This window comes from Mesorhizobium sp. LMG17149 (assembly GCF_024518695.1).
Classification (GTDB): domain Bacteria; phylum Pseudomonadota; class Alphaproteobacteria; order Rhizobiales; family Rhizobiaceae; genus Mesorhizobium.
This window is the reverse complement of record NZ_JANIFL010000003.1, coordinates 275,562-300,298: the sequence shown is the minus strand read 5'-3', so window position 1 is coordinate 300,298 and position 24,737 is coordinate 275,562. Positions and strand designations below refer to the sequence as shown.

Here is a 24,737-nt window from a genome sequence, read left to right as displayed (position 1 = left end):
TCGCCGTGGCAGATGGCGATGCAATTGCGGCAAAGGGCAAAACGAAAAGTCCCAGCGCGCCGCGCCGGGTGATCCGACCTCGGAGACGGTCAGCCCTGTGGGATTCAAGGGCTGCCATCATCGCGCAGCGCCTGTGCGGAAAGCCGGCTGGGCGTGGATTTCAGGCACGGGTTTTCTCCAAAACGACGCATTCAAAAATCTGGCTGCCGGCAGCCGATGGTCGGTTGACTATGAAACATGACTTCCATAGTCAACATTGAAGATGACTAACCAGTCAACAAATTTAAATTGGCGCAAGGCGAAACGGTCCTGCGCGCATTGCGGGCAGTGAGGGTATCAAGATGCGGTTGAGTGCATATCGTGCGGCGCGGCGGCGAAGCCGGACCCGGGGCCTCGTGGTCGCATCGCTTTCGACCCTGCTTTGCACCCAGGCCCTTGCGCAGGAAGCCGCGACCGAGCTCAACCCGATCAATGTCGAGGGACAGAGCGACAGCCCGGTCGGACCGGATGACGGCTACATCGCCAAAAACACCACCACCGGCTCGAAAACCGACACGCCGCTGAAGGAAATTCCACGCTCGATTTCGGTGGTGACCCGCAAGCAGCTCGATGATCGCCAGCCAGGGCAGCTTGAGGACGCCTTGTCCTATCTCGCCGGCGTCACCATCTCGCCATGGGGCGTCGACGATCGCTTCGACCAATGCCTGATTCGTGGGTTCGACCTCTGCACGTCGGCGATCTATCGCGACGGGCTGCCGCAGAAAGTGATCGATTTCTCAGGCTTCAAGATCGAGCCCTACGGGCTGGAGCGAATCGAAGTCTTGAAGGGGCCATCCTCGGTGCTCTACGGCGAGAACGAGGCTGGCGGCATGGTCAACGCCGTCACCAAGCGACCGACGGACAAGCCGATCTATGACGGCTTCCTCAGCTATGGCAGCTTCAACACCGTCGAGGCCGGGCTGGATATAGGCGGCCCGATAGACGATGCCGGCGTGTGGTCCTACCGGCTGACCGGCCTGGTTCGCAACGGCGCGCTCGAAACCGACTATTCCCGCAACGACCGCATCTTCGTCGCGCCGGCGCTCAGGTGGCAGCCGGATGCGCAGACCTCGCTGACCATCCTGGCCAACTACCAGTGGGACAGGCTGACGACGAATCAGTTTCTGCCGGCGCAGTATGGCAATCTGCCGCGCAATTTCTTCACCGGCTCGCCCGACTTCGACCGCTTCGATGCCAACCATGGTTCGATCGGCTACCAGTTCAGCCATGAGTTCGACGACCATTGGACGGTGCGGCAAAACCTGCGCTACTCGCAGCAGGAAACCGACTACCGGCAGCTCTATTTTGGCGAGTGGCTTGGCGGCCCATACATCGGCGCAGACGAACATACGGTGCAGCGCACGCTGTTCACCGTGGATGAGACGGCAAGGCTGTTCAACGTCGACAACCAGGCCGAGTACAAGGCTGACTTCGGCGTGGTCGAAAACAAGCTGCTGTTCGGTCTGGATTACAGCAGACAATCGGTCGACGGGCGCAACGGCTACGGGGCGGGTCCGCCGCTGGACACCCAGAACCCGGACTACTCGATCCCTGTCACGCCGCCGAGCCTCATCATTACGGATCGCGTGGAGACGATCGGCCAGGTCGGCCTCTATGCACAAAACCAGTCCAAGATCGCCGACCACTGGGTCCTGACAATCGGCGGCCGGCAGGCCTGGATCGACCACACCAATTTCAACCGACTCGACGGTGCAGGCAGCTACGATCAGAAGGACCATGCCTTCACCGGCAATATCGGCATCGGCTATCTCTTCGACAACGGCCTGACGCCCTACGCCAGCTATGCCGAATCCTTCACCACCAATATCGGCCCGACCCAGTCCGGAGACGCGCTGCTGCCCTCGTTGGGCAAGCAGTATGAAGTCGGCTTGAAATACGAGCCGACCTTCTTCCCCGGCTTCATCACCGCTTCGCTGTTCGACCTGCGCAAGACCAATGTGCCGACGGCAGCAGCCAATCCCGTCTACCAGGTCCAGACCGGAGAAGTCCGCCATCGCGGCCTGGAGATCGAGGCCAACGCAGATCTGGCTTCCGGCCTCAGCATGACGGCGGCCTACACCTATCTCGACGCGGAGATAACCAGCGATGCCGCCGCCGTCATCGGTAACCGCCCGGCCAGGGTGCCGGAACACCAGGCATCGCTGTGGGCCAATTATGAGGTTGGCAGCGGCGTGCTCGAGGGCCTGAGCGTCGGCGCCGGCGTGCGCTATATCGGCGCCAGCTTCGGTGACAATACGAACACGGTTAACGTGCCCGGCCACACACTGGTCGACGCGGCGCTGCGCTACAAGAAGAATGGCTGGCAGGCAGCGCTCAATGTCTCCAACCTGTTCGACAAGACCTACTATTCGACCTGCTATGAGGCCGGCAGCAATGCCGACCTCAGCTGCATCTATGGCGAAGGCCGCGTCATCAAGGGCAGCCTCAGCATGAAGTTCTGATGCATGCCGCTCGGCTGCCTCGGCTGGCAGTGATCTGGCATGCGGGATCTGAAGCTCGCCGCACGAACCTGTGATGACGCGCGTCCAGAGCCGCGATTCGACGCGGCCCTGTCCTCCGTCCGGATGGCGGCAAGACGATTCGCACCGTCACGGTGGGCGTGCGACGTCCGCTCGCCGAAAATCGCTGCCCGCGAAGCGCAATCCACGTCCCGCATCATTTTTCCTCCACGAATGCATTCCAGGATGGATGGTCCCACGACCGCCTCCGGGCGGCGCGCTCTGGATTGGATTGCCTGAAAAAGGCAACGAATCAAAAAACCGGCGGCGGTCGTCGCCAGAAGGTGTAGAAGACCGTACCAAACGCATTGAAGGGAGTGCGATCGGGTTGCGCTCGGCAAGGCTTGATGGTTTGTTGCCGCTATACGGAGAATAAATGATGCGAGAGCCTGCCGGTCAAGACGAATACGGGTCGACGAACCCTTTCGATCCGGACGATCTGCCAACCTTGAACGCAATCGGCCCGAGCATGGGAAGCGGCAATGATTTCGAGAGATATGCCGTTGCCGTGATCATCGTGTTCGGTGCGCTGATCATTGGCGGGCTGATGGCCGCATCGATGGTCTTCGGGCACCGCAACGGCTTCCTCTTCGCGCTTGGCGGCGCCACGTCCGCCTGGATATCCGGAAACGCGCTGCTGCTCGACCGGCCGCGTATCTATGCGCTGTTCGTCGGCATTGCCGCCTTGATGCTGGTTGCGTCCACTCTCACGCTGGTCTTGTGACGGCCAAATCGGTGTGAGCCGATCCACTTGAGCAGCGGGCGATCAACCCGAATCGCCATGCTGCACCAGGTTTTTCCTCCGAGCTATCAGTATCCGAGCGCCTCGCCGGAGGCCGCGCGGCTGTCGATGGCGCCGTTGTAGCGCGAGCCGCCGCCTTTCTCGATTTCCGCCAGGCTCTTGCCGCCGACCAGGATGCCGGCCGCCTGCCCCCAGCTCTGGTCAGCGAGATCAAGGTGATATCCCATGCCGGCCAGCAGCTTTTCTGTGTCCGGCGACAGGCCGAACGGCTCGACATAGACCTTGTCGGGCAGCCATTGATGGTGGATGCGAGGCGCGTCGATCGCCTCCTGGATGTTCATGCCGTGGTCGATGACATTGACGATCGCTTCCAGCGTGATCGTGATGATGCGCGAGCCACCCGGGCTGCCGATGACCATGAACGGCTTGCCGTCCTTGGCGACCACGGTCGGGCTCATCGACGACAGCGGCGTCTTCTTCGGCTGGATGGCGTTGGCCTCGCCCTGGACCAGGCCGTAGAGATTGGGCACGCCGGGTTTCTGGGTGAAATCGTCCATTTCGTTGTTGAGCAGGATGCCGGTGCCGTCGGCGACGACGCCGGCTCCGAAGGAGCCATTCAGCGTGTAGGTGACCGCGACCGCATTGCCTTCATCGTCGATGATCGAATAATGCGTCGTCTCCTTGCTCTCGCCAAAGCCCTTCGGCATCAGATCCTGCGACACGCCGGCCCGGAACGGGTCGATCTTGTCGCGGATATCCTTGGCATAGGCCTTATCAAGCAATTTCGAGACCGGATTGTCGACGAAATCGGGATCGCCGAGCGCTGAATTGCGGTCGACATAGGCATAGCGCATCGCCTCGACCATGACATGGACCGTCTCGGCAGAACCGGCACCGAGGTAGGATAAGGGATAGCCCTCCAGAACGTTGAGGATTTCGCAGATGATGACGCCGCCGGAGCTGGGCGGCGGCGAGGAGGTGATCTCGTAGCCGCGATAGGTGCAGGTCACGGGCTTGAGTTCGCGCACCGCATATTGCTCGAAGTCGGGCTTGGCGAGAATGCCGCCCTTGGCGCCGCTCGCCTTGACGATGGCATCGGCGATGGCGCCTTTGTAAAAGGCATCCGTCCCCCTTTCGGAAATGGTTGCGAGCGACGCCGCGAGATCGGGCTGGACCAGCCGCTCGCCGATGCCATAGGGCTTGCCGTCGGGTTTCAGGAATATCGCCGCGGCCGCAGGGTCCTTCGCCAGCCTGTCGGCACTGCCGGCAAACGAGGCGGCGTCGCCCTGGTTGAGGATGAACCCGTCCCTGGCATAGCCGATTGCCGGCGCCATCAGATCCTGGCGGGACAATTTGCCGTATTTTTCACGCGCCATCTCCAGACCGGCCACCGAACCCGGCACGCCGACCGCAAGATAGCCGTCGAGACTGGCCCCCTTCACCGGGTTGCCGTCCTTGTCGAGATACATGGTTTTTGTCGCCGCCAGCGGCGCCCGCTCGCGAAAATCGAGGAAGGTCGACTTGCCGTCCTTGAAGCGGATGGTCATGAAGCCGCCGCCGCCGATATTGCCGGCATTGGGGTAGACGACGGCGAGCGCATAGCCGACGGCAACCGCCGCATCGACAGCATTGCCGCCCTTTTTCAGCACCTCGATGCCGATTTCGGACGCCAGGTGCTGGGCCGTCACCACCATGCCGTGCTCGCCCTTGGCCGGCGCGGGCGATGCGGCGAAGACGCCCGTCAACGGCGCGAGGGCGAAGGTGATGGAAAGACTGGCGGCGATCAGTGTCCGACGGTTGAGAGGCATGGCGGTTCTCCGGGCGGGGGGACGCCTAGAAGACCGTGTTGGACTGATCGAGTCCACTAACAATTAAGGGAGCGTGAGAAAGAGCCCTCTCACCCGGATTGCCAACTGAATTGCGAAGCGCAATTCGAGGCAATCCGACCTCTCCCCGAAGGGAGAGGAGGTTGTCAGCGCTGACGTCAGTCTCTTCTCCCCAGCGGGGTGAGGCGTGGTCCGCGCGGCGGGCCAAAAGCCAACTGCTTGGCTTTTCGAACAACGAATGCCCGGAGGGCGGTGGCCGCAAAGCGGCCGGATGAGGGGGCCGGCTCGGCCTCAGACAATGCCGCCCGAGCCACCGGCGACCGCGGGACGTTCGGCCGCGACTTTCGCCCGATAGCCCGCCGCCCTATAGGCCGCGACCGGATCAATGGCGCCGCCGGTCTTCAGCCGCGCCATGGCGAGGATCGGCTCGACATCGGTGCGGTAGGCGGCTTTCAGCGTCTGCGTCGCCATCAGCGCGTCATTACTGTCCTGAAAACCTTCCAGCGCCTTGCGGTCGACAAGCAGCGCCTGCGCATAGGCGCGCTGCACCTCGACCGCCGACAGCATCAGGCTTTCGATCGGATCGGTGACGTTGTGGCTCTGGTCGAGCATGTGCGCCGGATCGAAACCCTCGGTGCCGGACAGTTCGGCATCGACCAGTTCGTTGAAGACGAGGAACAGCCGGTAGGGGTCGATCGAACCGGCATCGAGATCATCGTCGCCATACTTCGAATCGTTGAAATGGAAGCCGCCGAGCTTCTTGAACTGGATCAGCCGCGAGACGATCATCTCGATGTTGACGTTGGGGGCATGGTGGCCGAGGTCGACGAGACAGAACGCCTTGTCGCCCAATTCCCTGGCGATCATGTAGTTGGTGCCCCAGTCCTGCACGACGGTGGAATAGAAGGCCGGCTCGTACATCTTGTGCTCGCTGAACAGCTTCCAGCCGGCGGGCAGTCCGGCGTAAACCTCTTTCATGGCGTCGAGATAGCGCTCGAACGCCTTGGCGAAATTGACCTGGCCCGGGAAGTTCGAACCGTCACCGATCCACACCGTCAGGGCCTTGGAGCCGAGCGTCTTGCCGATCTCGATACATTCGAGATTGTGCTCGACCGCTTGCCGGCGCGTGCCGGCATCGGCATGCGACAGCGAGCCGAATTTGTAGGAAAGCGCCTGGTCCTTCGCGTCGGAAAAAGTGTTGGAGTTCATGGCGTCGAAGCCGAGGCCAAAGCGCGAAGCCGCCTGCTTCAGCCGGTTCGGGTCGGCCTTGTCCCACGGAATGTGCAGGGAGACGGTCGGCGTCGCTTGCGTCAATTGCTGGATGACGGCGCAGTCCTCGATCTTGTCGAAGATATCGCGCGGCTCGCCGGCGCCGGGAAAGCGGGCAAAGCGCGTGCCGCCGGTGCCGACGCCCCAGGACGGGATCGCCACCGCGAATTTCTCGACCTTGTCTCTGATAGCGTCGATAGCGATGCCGCGACGGTCGAGCCGCTCGCCGAGCGAGGCGTAGTCGCGCTTGAGGTTGGGCTTGCGCGCGCCGTTGTCCTTGTCGACGAGGTCGGCGGAGATGATGGATTCGGACAAGTGCTGATTCCTCCCAAAATATGTTCGGGCAGCGCTGCCCCTCATCCGCCTGCCGGCACCTTCTCCCCGTATAGTGATGGGGAGAAGGGCGAAGCGGCTAGCGCGTAAAGCTCTGGGCGTTGCCCGCGTCGACATTGATGATGTTGCCGGTCGACTTGGCCGACATGTCGGACGCCAGGAAATAGATCGCTTCGGCGATGTCTTCCGGGAAGACCGAGCGCTTCAGCATCGAACGCGAGCGATAGTGCTCCTCCAGATCGTTGGTCGACATCTTGTAGGCGGCGGCGCGCTGTTCCTTCCACTCGCCAGTCCAGATCTTCGAGCCGCGCAGCACCGCGTCCGGGTTGACGACATTGACCCTGATCTGCGCCTCCGCGCCCTCAAGCGCCAAGCAGCGGGCGAGATGGATCTCGGCGGCCTTGGCGGTGCAATAGGCGGCGGCGTTGGGTGATGCGGCAAGGCCGTTCTTGGAGGCGACGAAGACGACGTTGCCACCAATCTTCTGCGCGCGGAACAGCCGGAACGCTTCCCGCGAGACCAGGAAATAGCCGGTCGACAGGATGTCCATGTTCTTGTTCCACAGCGCCAGCGTCGTCTCCTCGATCGGCGCCGAGGAGGCCAGCCCTGCATTCGACACCAGAATGTCGATGCCGCCGAACTCGACCGCTGTCTCGGCAAAGCCGGCGATAACCTGGTCCTCCGAGGTGACGTTGATCAGCACCGGGCGGACGAAATCCTTGCCATAGACCTTGGCCAGTTCGTCATTGGCGCTGGCCAGCGCTGTCTCGTCGATGTCGGCCAGCACCACGCAGGCGCCTTCGCGCAGCAGCCGGTTGGCCGTGGCGCGGCCGATGCCGCCGGCGCCACCCGTGACCAGCGCGATCTGGCCGGCAAGCGACTTCGCCTTCGGCATACGCTGCAGCTTCAGGTCCTCGAGCAGCCAGTATTCGATGTCGAAGGCTTCCTGTGCAGGCAGGCCGACATAGGACGAGACGGTGGAGGCGCCGCGCATGACGTTGATGGCGTTGACATAGAATTCGCCCGAAATGCGCGCCGTCGCCTTGTCGCCGGCGAAGGTGAACATGCCGACGCCGGGCATCAGGTAGACGACGGCATTGGGATCGCGGATGGCGGGCGAGTCCGGATGCTTGCAGCTGTCGTAGTAGGCCTGGTAGCCGACGCGATAGGCTGCGATGTCGTCGGCAAGCCGCGCAATCACCGCATCGACATCGGGCTTGGCCGGATCGAATTCGATGACCAGCGGGCGGATCTTGGTGCGCAGGAAATGGTCGGGGCACGAGGTGCCGAGTGCCGCCAGCGGGCGCAGATCCCTGGAATTGACGAATTCGAGCACGGCGGCGGAATCGTCGAAATGGCCTGTTTTGTGGCTCTTCTCCGAGATCAGGCCCCGAATCCTCGGCATCAGTTTGGCCGCGATGGCACGGCGCTCGGTGGCGTCGAGTGCCTTGACCACTTCACCGCCGAAGATAGCGACACCTTCGGAGCGGCGCTCGAACCATTCGATTGCCTGGTTGATCACCGAGATCGTCGTCTCGTAGCATTCCCTGGGGGTGTCGCCCCAGGTGAACAGGCCGTGGCTTTCCAGGATGACACCCTTGGAATCGGGGTGTTCGAGGCAGAATTTCTCCAGCCACAGGCCAAGCTCGAACCCGGGACGCTTCCACGGCAACCAGCCGATGGCGTCGCCGAAGATTTCTTTCGTCAGCGCCTTCGAATCCTTCGCGGCGGCAATGGCGATGATGGCATCGGGATGCATGTGGTCGACAAAAGGCTTCGGCACGTAGGCGTGCAACGGCGTGTCGATAGAGGCCGCGCGTGGATTGAGGTTGAAGGTGCAGTGCGGCAGGAAGCCGACCATTTCATCTTCGTGCTCGACGCCGCGATAGAGACCTTTGAGCGCGCGCAGCTTGTCCATGTAGAGCGTGGCAAAGCCGTCCAGCTTGATCGAGGCGCTGTCGCCGCCCGATCCCTTGACCCACAGCACTTCGACATCCTCGCCGGTGAGCGGGTCTCTCTGCCAGATCTTCGACGACGTGTTGCCGCCGCCATAGTTGGTGACGCGCTTGTCGGAACCAAGTGTGTTCGAGCGGTAGACCAGAAGGTCCGGCCCGCTCATCGCGTGAGCCTTGGCCTCGTCCCACAGATTGGCGAGGCGCGCGCCGGTGCGCTTGTCGAGCATAAGAAATCCTCCCGAAGGCACGCAAAAGGCGCGGCCATTTGGCCCCGAATTTCCACGGAAGCAGCCGGCTTGTCAATCACAAACGATCAATATCGATCATATTGCACTGCACAATGAAATTATATGATCGGAAATGATTGACACTGCGCGTTTTGGGTGCCTAGATGCTCAGGCAGGGAGGAACCATGCACGAAAAAGAGCGCCACAGGATCATTCTGTCCGCCGTCCAGGAAAAGCCTGTGGTGACGGTGCAGGAGATGGTCGACCTGACGGAGTCGTCCGAGGCGACGATCCGGCGCGATATCGCGGCCCTCCACGTCCAGAAGCGGCTGCGCCGTGTGCGCGGCGGCGCCGAGGCAATCTCGCCGCCGCAGTTCATCGGGCTGGCCGGCCGGCCCTTTTCCGTCAACGAAACCATCAACGCCTCGCAGAAGCGGGCAATAGCGCGTGAAGCGGTTGAGCTGTGCAAGGACGGCGAACCGATCATCATCAATGGCGGCACCACCACCTTCCAGATGGTGCATTTCCTGACCGGCCGCCGCATGCCGATCTTCACCAATTCGTTCCCGATCGCCGAGCACCTGCTCAAGCACTCCAAGAACACGGTGATGCTGTCGGGCGGCACCATCTATCGCGAGCAGAACATCATTCTGTCGCCCTTCGACAATGACGTAACGCGCAATTTCTATGCGCGCCGCATGTTCATGGGCGCGCAGGGGCTGGGGCCGCTTGGCCTGATGGAAGGCGATCCGCTTTTGATCCAGGCGGAGCAGAAGCTGATCGACCAGGCCGACGAGTTGGTGGTGCTGGTCGATTCCTCGAAATTCCGCAAACGCTCCAGCCTGATCCTGTGCGGCCTGTCGCGCATCGCCACCGTCATCACCGATGACGGCATCGAGGATCGCGAGGCCAAGATGCTGGAGACCGCCGGCGTGACGCTGGTCGTCGCCCGCACATCCGCAACCAACAAGGAAGAATCTTCACTGCAGGCCTGAGGCCAACTCGCGCCCGCAGCGACGATGGAATGCAACGCTCAAGGGAGGAAATTCGATGAGCTTCTTGAAGAAATTGATGGTGACGGCGGCCTTTTCAGCCGCCATGTTCGTGAATGCCGCTTATGCCGAAAACGTCAAGATCGCGCTGGTGGTTAAGTCGCTCGGCAACGGCTTCTTCGATGCCGCCAACAAGGGCGCCGAAGAGGCGGCCAAGGAACTCGGCGATGTCGACATCATCTACACCGGCCCGACCAAGGCGACCGCCGAAGCGCAGATCGAAGTGGTCAATTCGCTGATCGCGCAGAAGGTCAACGCCATCGCCATTTCGGCCAATGACGCCGACGCGCTGGTGCCGGTGCTGAAGAAGGCCATGGAACGCGGCATCACCGTCATCTCGTGGGATTCGGGCGTCGCCAAGGAAGGCCGCCAGCTTCACCTCAACCCGTCCGACACCGGCCTGATCGGCGAGACCATCATCAAGCTTGCCGCCGACCACCTGCCGGAAGGCGGCGAGGTCGCCATCCTGTCGGCCTCCTCGACCGCGACCAACCAGAACGCCTGGATCGACGCGGCCAAGAAAATCCTGCCGGAGAAGTTCCCCAAGATCAAACTCGTCGCCACCGTCTACGGCGATGACGACTCGGCCAAGAGCACCGACGAAGCCAAGGGCCTGCTGAAGTCCTATCCGAACCTCAAGGCGATCATCGCGCCGACCACCGTCGGCGTCGTCGCCGCCGCCCAGGTCGTCACCGACGAAAACCTGATCGGCAAGGTCAATGTCACCGGTCTCGCACTGCCGTCGGAGTTCAAGAAGTTCATCGACAACGGTTCCAGCCAGGCGGTTGCCCTGTGGAACCCGATCGACCTCGGCTACTCGGCCGTCTACCTCGCCCATGATCTGGCGGTGAAGAAGGAAGAGGCAAAGCCCGGCGCCACCCTGTCGATCGGCCGCGTCGGCAAGGTCACGCTCGACGACACCAACTCGGCTGCGATGGCTCCGCCCTTCCAGTTCGACAAGTCGAACATCGAAAAGTTCTCCAAGATCTATTGATCTGGAGTTCTCTCGAGCTGACGCGGCGGGGCTCACGTCCCGCCGCGACTTTAAACGAACCTTGTTTCAGGGCTTGATACGATTATGGACACGACAGCCCAACACGGCGCGGTGAAGGAGCGGCCTCCGGCCCCGGCTCCACGCCTGACGCTGTCCGGCATCTCCAAGAGCTTTCCCGGCGTGCGCGCGCTGCACAATGTCAGCCTGTCTCTCTACCCCGGGCAGGTGACGGCGCTGATCGGCGAAAACGGCGCCGGCAAGTCGACGCTGGTCAAGATCATGACCGGCATCTACCAGCCCGACGGGGGTACGATCAGCATCGACGGCCAGGCCGTCACCCTGCCGAGCGCGCATGCCGCCTTCGGGCACGGCGTCACCGCCATCCACCAGGAAACCGTGCTGTTCGACGATTTGTCGGTCGCAGAAAACATCTTTCTCGGCCATGCGCCGCGCACGCGATTGCGCACCATCGACTGGCGCACGATGCGCAAGAATGCACGCGAAGTGCTCGACACCATGCATGCCGGCCATATCGACGCCGATGCGCGCCTGAAGGACCTCGGCATCGCCAACAAACATCTGGTTGCCGTTGCGCGCGCCATGTCGATCGACGCGCAGATCGTCATCATGGACGAGCCGACCGCAGCACTCTCGATGAAGGAGATCGAGGAGCTCTTTTTGCTGATCGAGTTCCTCAAGAGCGATGGCAAGGCGATCCTGTTCATCAGCCACAAGTTCGACGAGATCTACCGTATCGCCGACCGCTACACGGTGTTCCGCGATGGCGAGATGGTCGGCGAAGGCCTGATCAGGGATGCCGGCCAAAGCCAGATCGTGCGCTTGATGGTCGGCCGCGCGGTCGATCACATCTTCCCGCAGCGCAAGGCCGAGATCGGCTTGCCGGTGCTCTCCGTCTCCGGCCTGTCGCATCCGACCGAATTCAACGACATCGGCTTCGAACTGCACAAGGGCGAGATCCTCGGCTTCTACGGCCTGGTCGGCGCCGGCCGCAGCGAGGTGATGCAGGCGATATCGGGCATCACCCGCACATCAGCCGGCACGATCACGCTGGAAGGCAAGGCGCTCGCGCCGAAATCGGCTGCGGATTCGATCGATGCCGGCATCGTCTACGTGCCGGAAGAACGCGGCAAGCAAGGCGTGGTGATCGGCCTGCCGATCTTCCAGAACGTCTCGCTGCCTTCGCTCAAGCGCACATCGAAGTCCGGCCTGCTGCGGCTGTCGGAGGAGTTCGATCTGGCCCGCTCCTACACCGAGCGGCTCGACCTCAGGGCCTCCTCGCTCAGCCAGGATGTCGGCACGCTGTCGGGCGGCAACCAGCAGAAGATCGTCATCGCCAAATGGCTGGCGACGTCGCCCAAGGTGATCATCCTGGACGAGCCGACCAAGGGCATCGACATCGGCTCGAAGGCCGCCGTGCACGGCTTCATGGCCGAGCTGGTGGCGCAAGGCCTGTCGGTGATCATGGTGTCGTCCGAGCTGCCCGAAATCCTCGGCATGTCCGACCGCGTCGTGGTCATGCGCGAGGGGCTTGTCGCGGCGGTCTACGACAACAAGGGGCTGGACGCCGAGACGCTGGTTCGGACGGCAGCAGGGATTGCGGCATGAAGGCTTTCCTCAAATACCGTGAAATCTGGCTGTTCGCGGCCATCGTCGTGCTGATCGGCCTGATCTCGACGCGCTTCCCGGCCTTCGCCGACCCCGGCAATCTGCGCCAGGTTTTCAACGACACCTCGATCCTGATGATCCTGGCGCTTGGCCAGATGGTGGTCATCCTGACCCGGTCGATCGATCTGTCGATGGCGTCCAATCTATGCTTCACCGGCATGGTGGTGGCGATGCTGAACGCCGCGCATCCGGCAATCCCGATCCCGCTGCTGATCGTCGTCGCGCTGGCCGTCGGGCTGATGCTGGGCGCCATCAACGGCCTTTTGGTCTGGCGGCTGAACATCCCCTCGATCGTGGTGACGTTGGGCACGCTCACCATCTATCGCGGCGCCACCTTCGTCCTGTCCGGCGGCGCCTGGGTCAATGCCGACAAGATGAGCCCGGACTTCATCGGCTTTCAGCGCGCCGCCTTTCTCGGCATTCCGGTGCTGTCGTGGATCGCCATCCTGGTCATTGCGCTGTTCTTCGTCCTGATGACGCGCACCGCGCTCGGCCGTTCGATCTATGCGATCGGCGTCAACCCGACGGCTTCCGTCTATGCCGGCATCGATGTCGGCCGCACGAAATTCATCGTCTTCTGCATCTCCGGCATGATCGGCGGCCTGTCAGGCTATCTCTGGATCTCGCGCTATGTGATCGCGTCGGTCGAGGTCGCCAATGGCTATGAGCTCAACATCATCGCCGCCTGCGTCATCGGCGGCATCTCGATCGCCGGCGGCATCGGCTCGGTCGGCGGCGCGGTGCTCGGCGCACTGTTCCTGGGCATCATCTCCAACGCGCTGCCGGTCATCAACATCTCGCCCTTCTGGCAGATGGCGATTTCTGGCAGCGCCATCATCCTGGCCGTCGTGCTCAACGCGCGCGGCGAACGCCAGCAAGGCCGCATCATCCTCAGAAAGGTGGAGGCGTGACCGACATCCCTGCTCCGCGCCACATTCCCGACCGGCTCGACAAGCCGCTTCGTTCGGCGATCTTTTCCTGGGAAGCGCTGCTGGTCGTGGTGGCCGTCGCCATCTTCGCCATCAACAGCTTCGCCTCGCCCTATTTCCTCGACCCGTATTCGCTGTCCGATCTGACCTTCAATTTCACCGAGAAAGGCCTGATCGCCTTCGCCATGGCGCTGCTGATCATCTCGGGCGAGATCGATCTGTCGGTGGCCGCCATCATTGCGCTGGCGTCGACGATGATGGGCATGGCGGTGCAGGCCGGCGCCGGCACGCCGGTGCTGGTAGCGATCGGCATCGTCGTCGGGCTCGGCTGCGGCGCCTTCAACGGTCTGCTGGTGACAAGGCTCGGTCTGCCCTCGATCGTCGTCACCATCGGCACGATGAGCCTGTTTCGCGGCATCGCCTTCATCATCCTCGGCGACCAGGCCTACAAGGGTTATCCCGCAAGCTTCGCCTTCTTCGGCCAGGGCTATGTCTGGTGGGTGGTGTCGTTCGAACTGGTGCTCTTCCTGATCGCGGCCGTCGTCTACTGGTTCCTGCTGCACCGTACGAGTTTTGGCCGACGCGTCTTCGCCATCGGCAACAATCCGATAGCTGCGCAGTTTTCCGGCGTGCGCGTCGGCCGCACCAAGTTCCTCCTGTTTTGCCTGACCGGGCTGATGTCGGGCATCGCCTCGGTGCTGATCACCTCGCGGCTCGGTTCGACGCGGCCATCGATCGCGCAGGGCTACGAGCTGGAAGTCATCACCATGGTGGTGCTCGGCGGCGTCAGTATCCTCGGTGGCGCCGGCAGCATTGTTGGGGTCGTGCTCGCGGCCTTCATCATGGGGCTGGTGACCTTCGGGCTTGGCCTGCTCAACGTGCCCGGCATCGTCATGTCGATCTTCATTGGCCTGCTGCTGATTATCGTCATTGCCCTGCCGATCGTCTGGCGGCGACTCCGCGGAGGGCGTTGATGGCCGAGAAATATGCATTCAAGATGAAGCTGAAGCCCGGCATGAAGGCCGAGTACAAGCAGCGTCACGATGAGATCTGGCCGTCGCTGATATCGCTGCTGAAGCAGGCCGGCGTCTCCGATTATTCCATCCATCTCGACGAGGAGACCAATATCCTGTTCGGTGTTCTGTGGCGGCGTGACGACCACGGCATGGACGAATTGCCCGGATATCCGGTGATGCAGCGCTGGTGGGCTGAAATGGCCGACATCATGGAAACCAGGCAGGACAACGAGCCGGTGGCCGTGCCGTTGGAAACCGTGTTCCACATGGCATGAGTGCGATGCGCCACATCGCCGTTATCGACATCGGCAAGACCAACGCCAAGGTGGCGCTGGTCGACCTCGCTACGTTGAGCGAGGTGGCGCTGCGCCGCATGTCCAATGCGCCGGTGCGACAGGCGCCTTACCCGCACCACGATGTCGAGGCCCTGTGGGCATTCATCCTCGAAAGCCTTGCCGGTCTCAATCGCGAACAGCGCATCGACGCCATTTCGATCACCACCCATGGCGCGACCGGCGTGCTGGTCGACGCGGCGGGTGAACTGGTGCTGCCGGTGCTCGACTATGAGTTCGACGGCCCCGACGGGCTGGCCGAGGGTTATGACGCGATCCGCCCGCCCTTCTCCGAGACCGGCACGCCGCGCCTGCCGCTCGGCCTCAATCTTGGTGCTCAATTCTTCTGGCAGCAGAAGAGCTTCCCGGCGGAATTCGCCAGGGCCGCCGCGATGCTGATGTACCCACAATACTGGGCGTTGCGCCTGACCGGCATCGCCGCCAACGAGGTCACCTCGCTCGGCTGCCACACCGACCTGTGGAACCCGTGGACGGCGGATTTCTCATCGTTGGTCGACAGGCTGGAATGGCGCGGGCTGATGGCGCCGGTGCGGCCGGCCAGCGACCGCCTCGGCCCGATCCTGCCCATCGTTGCGATGCGAACCGGACTCGATCCGCAAACGCCGGTGTTCTGCGGCCTGCATGATTCCAACGCCTCGCTTCTGCCGCATCTTCTCTCCGACAAACCGCCTTTCTCCGTCGTCTCGACCGGCACCTGGGTGGTGTCGATGGCGGTCGGCGGCAAACAGATTGCGCTGGATGCCGCGCGCGACACGCTGGTCAATGTCAACGCAATCGGCGATCCCGTTCCCTCGGCGCGCTTCATGGGCGGCCGCGAGTTTTCCGTGCTGACAAAGGATCAGCCGGAGCAGTGGACCGAGAATGATGTCGGCGCCGTGCTGGCGCGAAAAATGCTGCTGCTGCCGTCGACCCAGCAAGGCTCGGGGCCATTCCCGCACCATGCCGCGGCATGGGTCAACGCCGACGGCCTGAACAGCGGCCAGCGCTTTGCCGCCATCTCGTTCTACCTGGCATTGATGACGGCAACCTGCCTCGAACTGATCGGCGCGGACGGCCCGACCACGGTCGAAGGCCCCTTTGCCCGCAACCGGCTCTTTGTCGGCATGCTGGCGGCAGCCACGGCGCGCGCCGTGGTTGGGTCCGAGGCCGCCACCGGCACCAGCATCGGCGCGGCGCTGCTGGCATCCGATCAGCCGGCGACGCACGGCAAGGGCGAAAGAATAGAACCGCCTGTAGACCCGGCCTGGGTCGACTATGTCAGCGCATGGCGCTCGGCAGTGGACGTGCAGGGCTGATCAGAGAATCCGTTTGCCGAAAGCCGACATGACGAAGTTGACCGCGTCGGTGCCGATCCGCGGCTCCAGATCCGCCGTCAGGCCCGAGACATCCATCGACAGCAAGCCACCGGAGAGCGCGATCGCCTCCATCGCCTGGTGCGTTTCGCGCACGGTCAGCCCGCCGGAGCCCGCAGCCCAGCCGGCGAATTCGGTTGCGGTCGGCGAATAGCTGACATGAAAGCCTTGCGTGCCTGAGGTGGCGATGCGGATCGCTTCGTGCATCAGGTCGCGCATGCCCATGGCGTCGATGTCGGTCATGGTGAAGGCCGACACGCGCGAATCCTTCAGCACCCGCGCCTCGGCCGGATCGGCGTGGCGCAGGCCGACGATGACGACATTTTCCGGCGACAGCTGCGGCTGCAGCGCGCCGGCCTTGTGATCGAGCCCGAGCGATCGCGCCAGGACCGAACATTCCGGCAGGTCGATGCCCTCCTCGTCCTCTGGCATCAGGGCGGCGATGGAATCGATCCAGATCAGGCCGAAAGAATGCGTCGCGCGCGCCGTCGCGGTCAGCGCCTTGTGGGCGATGCGACGATCGACGCCGGCAATCAGCCGGACCAGCCCCGATGGCGGCCGCTCGACATCGGCGAGTTCCACCACGTCGAAGTTCATCGCTTCCAGCCGGGCGCCGGTGCTTTCCCGGGCCAGGATGCCGGCAGCTCCCTGCCCGGCCGTGATCTGCACCATCTTGCGGCCGGAAAAATCCTCGACGTCGTGCATCGGGGCCTTCTCGACATATTCCGAGGTCATCGCCAAAAGCATGGCGCCATAGCTCATGCGGAAGGCGACGCGGTCGCCGACGGAGGGCCTCGGGTCGGCATCGGCGACATCCAAAAGCAGATGATCGCTGGAGGCGCCGAGCACCCTTATCCCCCTGGCGATCGGCGTCAGTCCCTCGACCAGCACATCCTCACGGCCGATATTGGCGATGGCGCGCAGCCTGTCGCCTTCGTCGGGGAAGACCGGCTGATTGCCGAAGGCGTCGTAGCCCGATTGGCCGATCGGTCGTGACGGCTTGAGCTTGACCTCGATGATGTCGCTTGTCAGCCGGCAGGCATCGGGTTCGAGCTCCGCCCACGGCGTGTCGCGGAAGGTCTCGACACCACCCTGCAGGATCGCCTCGCCGACGCGCAGATTGTTGATGCCGGCCGGCAGTCTGCCTTCGAGCAGCAGCGGCAGCGACGACGAGGCGCCGCCGGAGATCACGTCGAGGCTTCTGCCGGACAGGCGCTCGGTCTTGTAGGCATGGGCGACGAGTTGGCCGAGATTTTCCGGCGTCGGCATGATGGCGCCGAAACAGCCGAGATTGGTGCCGATGCCGGCAATGCGAACGCCCTTGAACTGCAGTATCTGCTCGACGGTCGGGATCAGGTCGTTCGGCCAGATGCCTTCTCGCAGATCGCCGAGATCGATCATCAGCATGATGTCGTGGATGCGGCCCATGCGCTCGGCGATGCGCGATATTTCGCGGATGGTGGCGAGTTCCGACTGCAGGCTGATGTCGACGGTGCGCACCACCTCCTCGACCCGCGCCATCGGCGGGCTGCGCAACAGCATGATCGGCGCGTTGATGCCGCTGTCGCGCAGCCGGCGGATGTTCTCGAAACGCGATTCGGCGATGCCGGCGACACCGCCGCGCAACATGGCGCGCGCCACTTGCGGCATGCCGCAAGTGCCCTTGGTGACGCCGAACACTTTTATGCCCGACAGCGCGCAGCGCTCGACGATCGTGCGCGCATTGCGCTCGATGCGGCCAAGGTCGATAGCGACTTGCGGTCCCGACATCACTACCCCCCGTAGACCAGCCTCTGCGGGTCGATCTCCGGCTTGCGGCCGGAAACGAGGTCGGCAAGGAATTTCCCCGAGCCGCAGGCCATGGTCCAGCCGACATGGCCGTGGCCGGTGTCGAGATAGAGATTCTTGTAGCGAGCCTGGCCGATGACCGGCACCGAGTTGGGCATCATCGGCCGCAGACCGGCCCAGAACACAGCCTTCTTCTCGTCGAAGGCACCCGGGAAAAGATCCTTGCCGGTGCTGATGATCGTCTTGAAATCGGCGGGCTTGAAAGTTCGGTCGAAGCCGGTGAATTCAGCCGTCGAGGACATCCGCAAGCGGTTGCCCAGCCTGGAATAGCCGATCAGCCGGTCCTCGTCGGCGCCGCCCATGGTCGGTCCCTTGCTTTCGTCCTCCAGGGGAATCGTCGCGGTATAGCCCTTTACCGGATAGACAGGCAGGTCGATGCCGTAACGGCGCCCGAGCAGGCCGCTCTCCGGTCCCATCGAGATGACCACGGCATCGCCGGCGACCGGGCCGGCCGACGTCATCACCGCGCGCACATGATCGCCCTCGATGTCGAGGCCTTCGACTGTCGTGCCGAACAGGAATTTGACGCCGAGCTTCTCGGCAGCATAGGCGGCCAGCCTGTCGACAAACTGCTTGGAATCTCCGGTCTGGTCGGTTGGCGAATAGACGCCCCCGGCAATCTTGTCCTTGACGCCGGCAAGGCCTGGTTCCAGCTCGACCAGCCGGTCGCGGCCGACGATTTCGATCGGCAGGCCGTGCCTGGCAAGATAACGGTAATTGTCGGTGCCGGTATCGAGGCTCTTTTGCGAGCGGAAGAAGTAGAGAATGCCCTTCTTGCGTTCGTCGTAGTGGATGCCGGTCGCTTCCGAAAGCGCATTGATGCAGTCACGCGAATAGAGCGCGAGCCTGAGCTTGATGTCGGTGTTGGCGCGCAGGCGCGCCACCGTGCACTGGCGCAGGAAACGCAGGCTCCAGGCGAGGAAATAGGGATCGAGGCGCAGCCTGACCTTGATGCCGAGATCATGGTTGTAGAGCCCGCGCAGGAAAGTCTTCAAAGCCGCCGGCGAGGCCCAGGCGGTGGCGTCACCCGGTGACACCAGGCCGGCATTGGACTGGCTGGTGCCTTGTGCCGCCGCCGGATGGCGCTCGATCACTGTCACCTCATGGCCGTCGCTGGCCAGATAATAGGCGGCCGCCGTACCGACGACACCGGCCCCGAGCACCGTTATTTTCATGCCATCCCCCAAGATCTCCTCGCGGCGACGCCTCCGCGCCTTGCCGCGAACGCCTTCAATAGCGCTTCGCTGCCCGCCTTGCGAGCCCTTGGGAGAACCCGGCTCAGCCGCGCGCGGAGTTCTTGCCGGTCAGGATGCGTTCCCAGGCGAGCGCGTCGGCGACGATCTGGTCGAGATCGTCGCGTTGCGGGGTCCAGCCGAGTTCAGCGCGGGCGAGATCCGAATTGGCGACCACCGCCGCGGCGTCGCCGGGACGGCGATCGCCCATCTTCACCTCGAAATCATGGCCGAAGGCGCGGCGCACGCTGTCGATGACCTCGAGCACCGAGTAGCCATGGCTGTAGCCGCAATTGGCGACGAGGCTTTGTCCCCCGGCACGCAGCCGCTGCAAGGCCAGGCGATGCGCCGCCGCCAGGTCGCTGACATGGATGTAGTCGCGCATGCAGGTGCCGTCCGGAGTCGGATAATCGGTGCCGAACACCTGCATGAACGGCCGCTTGCCAAGTGCCGTCTCGCAGGCGACCTTGATCAGATGGGTGGCGCCCGGCGTCGACTGGCCGGTGCGGCCCTTCGGGTCGGCGCCGGCGACGTTGAAGTAGCGCAGCGCCGTATAGCGCAGGCCATGCGCGATCGACGCGTCGCGCAGCATCCACTCACTCATCAGCTTGGACAGGCCATAGGGCGATTCCGGCGACAGGCGGGCGTCCTCGCGTACCGGCTCCAGGCCGGCTCCGCCATAGACGGCGGCGGTCGATGAAAAAATGAAATTGGGCACGCCTTCGCGCACCGCGGTTTCGATCAGCGTGCGCGTCTTCGAGGTGTTGTTCTCGTAGTAGCTGAGCGGGTCGGCGACCGATTCCGGAACCACGATCGAGCCGGCGAAATGAATGATCGCGTCGACCTTGTTCTCCCTGATGACCGAGCCGACCAATTCCCTGTCGGCGACGTCGCCGACGACCAGCTTCGCCTCCGGCGCCACCGCCCATTCAAAACCGGTGGAAAGGCGATCGAGGACGACCACGCTCTCGCCGGCATCAAGCAACTCCCAGACCATATGGCTGCCGATGTAACCGGCGCCGCCTGTAACCAAAACCGTCATCCGCGTCCTCGCTTATCCAAGATTTATCGGAAACTGTCTCAACCCCCGCTCTACTGGAAAGCCCGCCGCATAACCATTGAAACCGTGGTAACCGGCATCGCCGGCTAGTGGCATCGTCCTGAAACAAAGTTGATCCACATCAAGGGAATAGGCCACGATCCGTGATCGTTAGGAACAGGTCCGGGGCGTGGCATTTTGACCAAAAAGGCCAGGTGGACGACCAACAGGCCAATGATTATGATCCCGCGCAAAAATTGGGAAGCCTATATGAACTATCAGCGGTTCTTCGAGGAAGCGATCGACCAGCTCCATGCCGAGCGTCGCTACCGCGTTTTCGCCGACCTGGAGCGGATCGCGGGCAAGTTCCCGCGCGCCATCTGGCGTTCCAATGGCCGCGCCGAGGAAATCACCGTCTGGTGCTCCAACGACTATCTCGGCATGGGCCAGCATCCCGACGTCATCGCCGCGTTCCAGAATACCGCTGGCAAGATGGGTTCGGGCGCCGGCGGCACCCGCAACATTTCCGGCACCTCGAACCCGCTGGTCGAACTCGAGGTGGAGCTTGCCGACCTGCACGACAAGGAAGCGGCACTGGTCTTCACCTCCGGTTTCGTCTCCAACGAGGCCTCGATCTCGACCATCGCGAAGCTTTTGCCCAACTGCCTGATCATCTCGGACGAATTGAACCACGCCTCGATGATCGAAGGCGTACGGCGTTCCGGCGCCGAGAAAAAGATCTTCCGCCACAACGACGTGGCGCATCTGGAAAGCCTTTTGCAGGCGGCGGGGCGCGAACGCGCCAAGCTGATCGTCTTCGAAAGCGTCTACTCGATGGATGGCGACATCGCGCCGATCAAAGAGATCGTCGAGCTCGCCGAGCGCTACAACGCCATGACCTATATCGACGAGGTCCATGCCGTCGGCATGTACGGGCCGCGCGGCGGCGGCATCACCGAGCGCGAAGGCCTGGCCGACCGCATCGACATCATCGAAGGCACCCTGGCCAAGGCATTCGGCACGCTGGGCGGCTATATCACCGGCACCAGCGCCGTGATCGACGCCGTGCGTTCCTATGCGCCGGGCTTCATCTTCACCACGGCACTGCCGCCGGCGATCGCGGCTGCCGCGACCGCGTCGATCCGCCATCTCAAGCGCTCGCAGGCCGAGCGCGACGCCCAGCAGCAGCAGGCGAGCCGAACCAAGCAGATCCTGTCGGCCGCCGGCCTGCCGGTGATGGACTCGCCGACCCACATCGTGCCGCTTCTGGTCGGCGATCCCGAGGCCTGCAAGATGGCCAGCGACCGCCTGCTCGGCGTGCACGGCATCTACATCCAGCCGATCAACTACCCGACCGTGCCGCGCGGCACCGAGCGGCTGCGCATCACGCCGACGCCGTTCCACTCCGATGCGCTGATCGCCGAATTGCAGGATGCGCTGGTCGAGACCTGGGATGCGCTCGGCATCCCCTATGGCTCCGCCGGCCGGCCTTCGGTGGCCAAGAGCGACCGCATCATTCCCCTGCTGGTGCCTAAGTCAGGCGGCTGAAGCCGTTGCTGGTTGCGCCTGTCGATTGCTTCCAACGCCGCGACGCTCCGACGTCACGGCATGGATCCTAGGGTCTCCGCGACGTCGCTTCGCGACTGCTACGCCCTAGGATGACGAAGCGTGGGGGCTTCTGGCTAGTCACAGAGTTGGAGTCTGGCATCGTAGCAATGGCCGACCTTCGAGGTTGGCCGAGGCATCTTTCTCTTCGTCATCCTAGGGCGGAGCAAGGAGCGAAGCGACGCGGCGCAGACCCTAGGATCCATGCCGTTACTGCGGCCGAAGAGTGAGGCGGTCCAGAATCTTCAAACGCGCGGCTTTCCTGTCCAGCCCAATCCTCAAACTGCCTTCATCCACTTCGCCAGCCGGTGTGCCGCTTCCTCGATCTGGTCGAGGCGGCGGTGGAAACACAACCGCAAAAACGCCTCGCCACCGGGGCCGAAAGCGGTGCCTGGCGCCAGGCCGACATTGGCCTTGTCGACAATGTCGAAGGCAGCGGTGCGTGAATCGGTGATGCCGTCGACAGTGAAAAACAGATAGAACGCGCCCTGCGGCACCGTAAACCCAGCGCGGCCGGTGGCGCCGAGAATGCCGCAGACAAGGTCGCGCGCCTTGCGCGCCCGCTCCACCTGTTCGGCAACGAAGGCATCGCCCTCGTCAAGGGCGGCGGCCGCGCCGCGCTGCATGAACTGGGCGACGCCGGAGCTCGAATACTGGATCAGGTTCTCGAACACCTGCTGCAAGCTCGGATGCGTCTTGATCCAGCCGACGCGCCAGCCGGTCATAGCCCAGTTCTTGGAGAAGGAGTTGACATAGAGGATGCGGTCTTCCGCCGACGCGATGTCGAGGAAGGACGGCGCGCGGCCGTGGCCATAGTGGAACAGAGAATAGATCTCGTCCGCGATGATCCAAAGGTTTTTCGCGCGCGCCAGATCGAGGATGGCCTGCAAGGTCTCATGATCGGCGGTCCAGCCGGTCGGATTCGACGGCGTGTTGATGAACAGCGCCTTTGTGCGCGGCGTGATCGAAGCCGCGAGCTTCTCGACGTCGCAGGACCAGCCATTGCCGGAATGATCGAGCGTGACCGCGACTGGAATGGCTCCCGCTATCGCTGCCGCGGCATCGAAATTCGGCCAGGCCGGCGACAGATAGACAACCTCGTCGCCGGCACCGGCGAGCGCGTCGAGCGCCAGCTGGATGGCATGCATGCCGGAGCCAGTGACGATGAATTCTTCCTCCGGGAAGGTCTTGCCGAAATGCCTGGCATAGTAGCGGGAGAGCGCCTGCCTGAGATCGGGGATGCCCCTTTGCCAGGTGTAGAATGTCTCGCCGCCGGCCAGCGCCTTCGACGCGGCATCGGTGATGAAGGCTGGCGTCGGAAGGTCGCCCTCGCCGGCCCAGAGCGGAATCATGCCTTCGCGCAGGCGGCCGTAATTGACGACGGCGACAATGCCGCTTTCGGGTGCCGCACGGGCCTCGGTGCGCAAGCTGTCGATCAGGGTCATGGGCGGATCCGTTTGGTCTGCGTTTTCGTCAGCGGTCCTTACCAGATGCGAAAACAGAAAACCCCGGCCGTGAACGACCGGGGTTTTGGTCCAGCAAATGCCGCCCCTGGTCAGCGCCTGGCGAGCAGATCGCGAATTTCGGTGAGCAGCGCGACGTCGGCAGGCGGCGGAGCGGCCGGTGCAGCGGGCTTCTCGCGCTCAAGCCGCTTGCGCATGTTGTTCACCGCCTTGACCATCAGGAAGATGATGAACGCGAGAATGAGGAAGTTCAGCGCCACGGTGATGAAGCTGCCATAGGCAAAGACCGCGCCCTGCTTCTTGGCATCGGCCAGCGAGGTCGCGTTGACGGCTGAGGACAATCCGAAGAAATAGTTGTTGAAGTCCAATCCGCCGAAAATCGCACCGACGATCGGCATGATGATGTCGTTGACAAGGGAATCGACGATCTTGCCGAAGGCCGCGCCGATGATGACGCCGACCGCAAGGTCCATCACATTACCCTTGGAAATAAATTCCTGGAATTCTTTCAGCATTCGACCCTCCTTGTCGTGACTGGCCGAGCTGCCGTTTCCGTCCTTGCGACATCGACCTGAGACAACATAACAAAAACCTCCTGACGCAACATCGGCAAAAAGGAGAAAGCAACCGGTTTCTCCTTACCGGGAGCCGGCTAGGTTGCTCGCCAAGACCGACCCCGGTTCAGTTGTTCGAGACCCACGGTTCGGCAGGAGCAGCGTTGAATTTCTGGCAATCATAGGCGTTTTCGCCTATAATATTCTCATGAACATGCTCGAAACCATCAGCATTGACGTTTACCCGTGGGCGGCTCCGACAAAGGAGCAGCGCGCTTGGTTCGACGCGCTTTCGCCCGATGAGAAGCGGAAAGCGATTCAGGCGGCCATCGACGAAGGTTTTGAGAGCCCCGTCAGCGACAAGTCTATCGACGACATTATTCGGGAAGCGCGTGCCGAATTCCCGCATGCGCCATAGGATAACGCATCGCGCCGAACGCGATCTGAAAGACATTTACCGACATACCTTCGAAAACTTCGGCCACACTCAGGCCGAAAAGTATCTGCGTGAACTCGACGCGGTGTTTGAATTGCTCGGCGATTACCCGAATATGGGCAGGCTCTATGAAGGCAGGACCCATCAGTTCGTCCATGGCAAGCACATCATCCTCTATCGTATGGGTTCGGAGGAGATCATTGTCGGCCGCATCTTCCACGGCGCCCAGCGGCGATCTTCACCATAACGACATCGACACCGACGCGCC

Annotated in this window: 20 protein-coding genes; 12 read left to right on the top strand and 8 right to left on the bottom strand. The window is 62.9% G+C overall.

From position 1 onward, the window contains the following. Positions 1 to 395 precede the first annotated feature (395 nt). Both NP945_RS07640 and NP945_RS07635 read left to right on the top strand, forming a co-directional pair. Positions 396 to 2,501, top strand: a complete 2,106-nt coding sequence (locus tag NP945_RS07640; protein WP_256745991.1) for a TonB-dependent siderophore receptor — start codon at positions 396 to 398, stop codon at positions 2,499 to 2,501. 433 nt (positions 2,502 to 2,934) lie between these two features. Beyond that, on the top strand, positions 2,935 to 3,282 hold the full coding sequence (locus NP945_RS07635; RefSeq protein ID WP_032808338.1) for a hypothetical protein: 348 nt from the start codon (positions 2,935 to 2,937) through the stop codon (positions 3,280 to 3,282). 86 nt (positions 3,283 to 3,368) lie between these two features. Here the strand turns inward: NP945_RS07635 and ggt are convergent, their stop codons facing one another. The 3 genes from ggt to NP945_RS07620 form a co-directional block, all read right to left on the bottom strand. Next, complete coding sequence (ggt, locus tag NP945_RS07630) at positions 3,369 to 5,108, bottom strand: gamma-glutamyltransferase (RefSeq protein ID WP_256745990.1); 1,740 nt, start codon at positions 5,106 to 5,108, stop codon at positions 3,369 to 3,371. A 309-nt stretch (positions 5,109 to 5,417) separates the two neighbouring features. Continuing rightward, complete coding sequence (gene rhaI, locus NP945_RS07625) at positions 5,418 to 6,710, bottom strand: L-rhamnose catabolism isomerase (protein ID WP_372337960.1); 1,293 nt, start codon at positions 6,708 to 6,710, stop codon at positions 5,418 to 5,420. A 97-nt stretch (positions 6,711 to 6,807) separates the two neighbouring features. Continuing rightward, positions 6,808 to 8,910, bottom strand: a complete 2,103-nt coding sequence (locus NP945_RS07620; RefSeq protein WP_256745988.1) for a bifunctional rhamnulose-1-phosphate aldolase/short-chain dehydrogenase — start codon at positions 8,908 to 8,910, stop codon at positions 6,808 to 6,810. Between the two features lie 185 nt (positions 8,911 to 9,095). Here NP945_RS07620 and NP945_RS07615 point away from each other — a divergent pair, with 185 nt between their 5' ends. The 7 genes from NP945_RS07615 to NP945_RS07585 all read left to right on the top strand — a co-directional run bounded on the left by NP945_RS07615 (position 9,096) and on the right by NP945_RS07585 (position 16,235). After that, positions 9,096 to 9,905 carry a DeoR/GlpR family DNA-binding transcription regulator gene (locus NP945_RS07615; protein WP_256745987.1) on the top strand — a complete coding sequence of 270 codons (810 nt, stop codon included), beginning with the start codon at positions 9,096 to 9,098 and terminating at the stop codon, positions 9,903 to 9,905. 55 nt (positions 9,906 to 9,960) lie between these two features. Then, positions 9,961 to 10,956 carry a rhamnose ABC transporter substrate-binding protein gene (rhaS, locus tag NP945_RS07610; protein WP_013533599.1) on the top strand — a complete coding sequence of 332 codons (996 nt, stop codon included), beginning with the start codon at positions 9,961 to 9,963 and terminating at the stop codon, positions 10,954 to 10,956. Between the two features lie 84 nt (positions 10,957 to 11,040). Continuing rightward, positions 11,041 to 12,582: a sugar ABC transporter ATP-binding protein gene (locus NP945_RS07605; protein WP_256745986.1), complete on the top strand. Its 1,542-nt coding sequence runs from the start codon at positions 11,041 to 11,043 to the stop codon at positions 12,580 to 12,582. Beyond that, positions 12,579 to 13,553 carry an ABC transporter permease gene (locus NP945_RS07600; protein ID WP_256745985.1) on the top strand — a complete coding sequence of 325 codons (975 nt, stop codon included), beginning with the start codon at positions 12,579 to 12,581 and terminating at the stop codon, positions 13,551 to 13,553. The genes NP945_RS07605 and NP945_RS07600 overlap by 4 nt, the downstream gene beginning before the upstream one ends. Further along, a complete protein-coding gene (locus NP945_RS07595; RefSeq protein ID WP_256745984.1) occupies positions 13,550 to 14,545 on the top strand; it encodes an ABC transporter permease in 996 nt (331 codons plus the stop codon). Before NP945_RS07600 ends, NP945_RS07595 begins: the two co-directional genes overlap by 4 nt. Beyond that, the gene (rhaM, locus tag NP945_RS07590) at positions 14,545 to 14,862 is read left to right on the top strand and encodes an L-rhamnose mutarotase (protein WP_256745983.1); all 318 of its coding nucleotides are present in this window, start codon (positions 14,545 to 14,547) and stop codon (positions 14,860 to 14,862) included. Before NP945_RS07595 ends, rhaM begins: the two co-directional genes overlap by 1 nt. After that, complete coding sequence (locus tag NP945_RS07585) at positions 14,859 to 16,235, top strand: FGGY-family carbohydrate kinase (protein ID WP_256745982.1); 1,377 nt, start codon at positions 14,859 to 14,861, stop codon at positions 16,233 to 16,235. The genes rhaM and NP945_RS07585 overlap by 4 nt, the downstream gene beginning before the upstream one ends. Here the strand turns inward: NP945_RS07585 and NP945_RS07580 are convergent, their stop codons facing one another. From NP945_RS07580 to galE, 3 genes are all read right to left on the bottom strand, one after another. Then, the gene (locus tag NP945_RS07580) at positions 16,236 to 18,062 is read right to left on the bottom strand and encodes an alanine racemase (protein WP_127271726.1); all 1,827 of its coding nucleotides are present in this window, start codon (positions 18,060 to 18,062) and stop codon (positions 16,236 to 16,238) included. Positions 18,063 to 18,064: 2 nt separating this feature from the next. Continuing rightward, positions 18,065 to 19,315: a D-amino acid dehydrogenase gene (locus NP945_RS07575; RefSeq protein ID WP_256745981.1), complete on the bottom strand. Its 1,251-nt coding sequence runs from the start codon at positions 19,313 to 19,315 to the stop codon at positions 18,065 to 18,067. Positions 19,316 to 19,418: 103 nt separating this feature from the next. Beyond that, on the bottom strand, positions 19,419 to 20,414 hold the full coding sequence (gene galE, locus NP945_RS07570) for a UDP-glucose 4-epimerase GalE (RefSeq protein ID WP_127320762.1): 996 nt from the start codon (positions 20,412 to 20,414) through the stop codon (positions 19,419 to 19,421). A 267-nt stretch (positions 20,415 to 20,681) separates the two neighbouring features. On the opposite strand from galE, the gene hemA reads away from it, so the two are divergent. Continuing rightward, entirely contained in the window at positions 20,682 to 21,959 is a 1,278-nt protein-coding gene (gene hemA / locus NP945_RS07565; RefSeq protein ID WP_127270796.1) for a 5-aminolevulinate synthase, read from the top strand. A 335-nt stretch (positions 21,960 to 22,294) separates the two neighbouring features. Here the strand turns inward: hemA and NP945_RS07560 are convergent, their stop codons facing one another. Continuing rightward, on the bottom strand, positions 22,295 to 23,461 hold the full coding sequence (locus NP945_RS07560) for a pyridoxal phosphate-dependent aminotransferase (protein ID WP_256745980.1): 1,167 nt from the start codon (positions 23,459 to 23,461) through the stop codon (positions 22,295 to 22,297). 110 nt (positions 23,462 to 23,571) lie between these two features. Further along, entirely contained in the window at positions 23,572 to 23,994 is a 423-nt protein-coding gene (mscL, locus tag NP945_RS07555; RefSeq protein ID WP_027038576.1) for a large conductance mechanosensitive channel protein MscL, read from the bottom strand. A 142-nt stretch (positions 23,995 to 24,136) separates the two neighbouring features. Here mscL and NP945_RS07550 point away from each other — a divergent pair, with 142 nt between their 5' ends. Then, positions 24,137 to 24,451, top strand: a complete 315-nt coding sequence (locus tag NP945_RS07550) for a hypothetical protein (protein WP_256745979.1) — start codon at positions 24,137 to 24,139, stop codon at positions 24,449 to 24,451. Further along, positions 24,441 to 24,716, top strand: coding sequence for a type II toxin-antitoxin system RelE/ParE family toxin (locus NP945_RS07545; RefSeq protein WP_127321224.1), 276 nt, complete (start codon positions 24,441 to 24,443; stop codon positions 24,714 to 24,716). The genes NP945_RS07550 and NP945_RS07545 overlap by 11 nt, the downstream gene beginning before the upstream one ends. Positions 24,717 to 24,737: the final 21 nt, after the last annotated feature.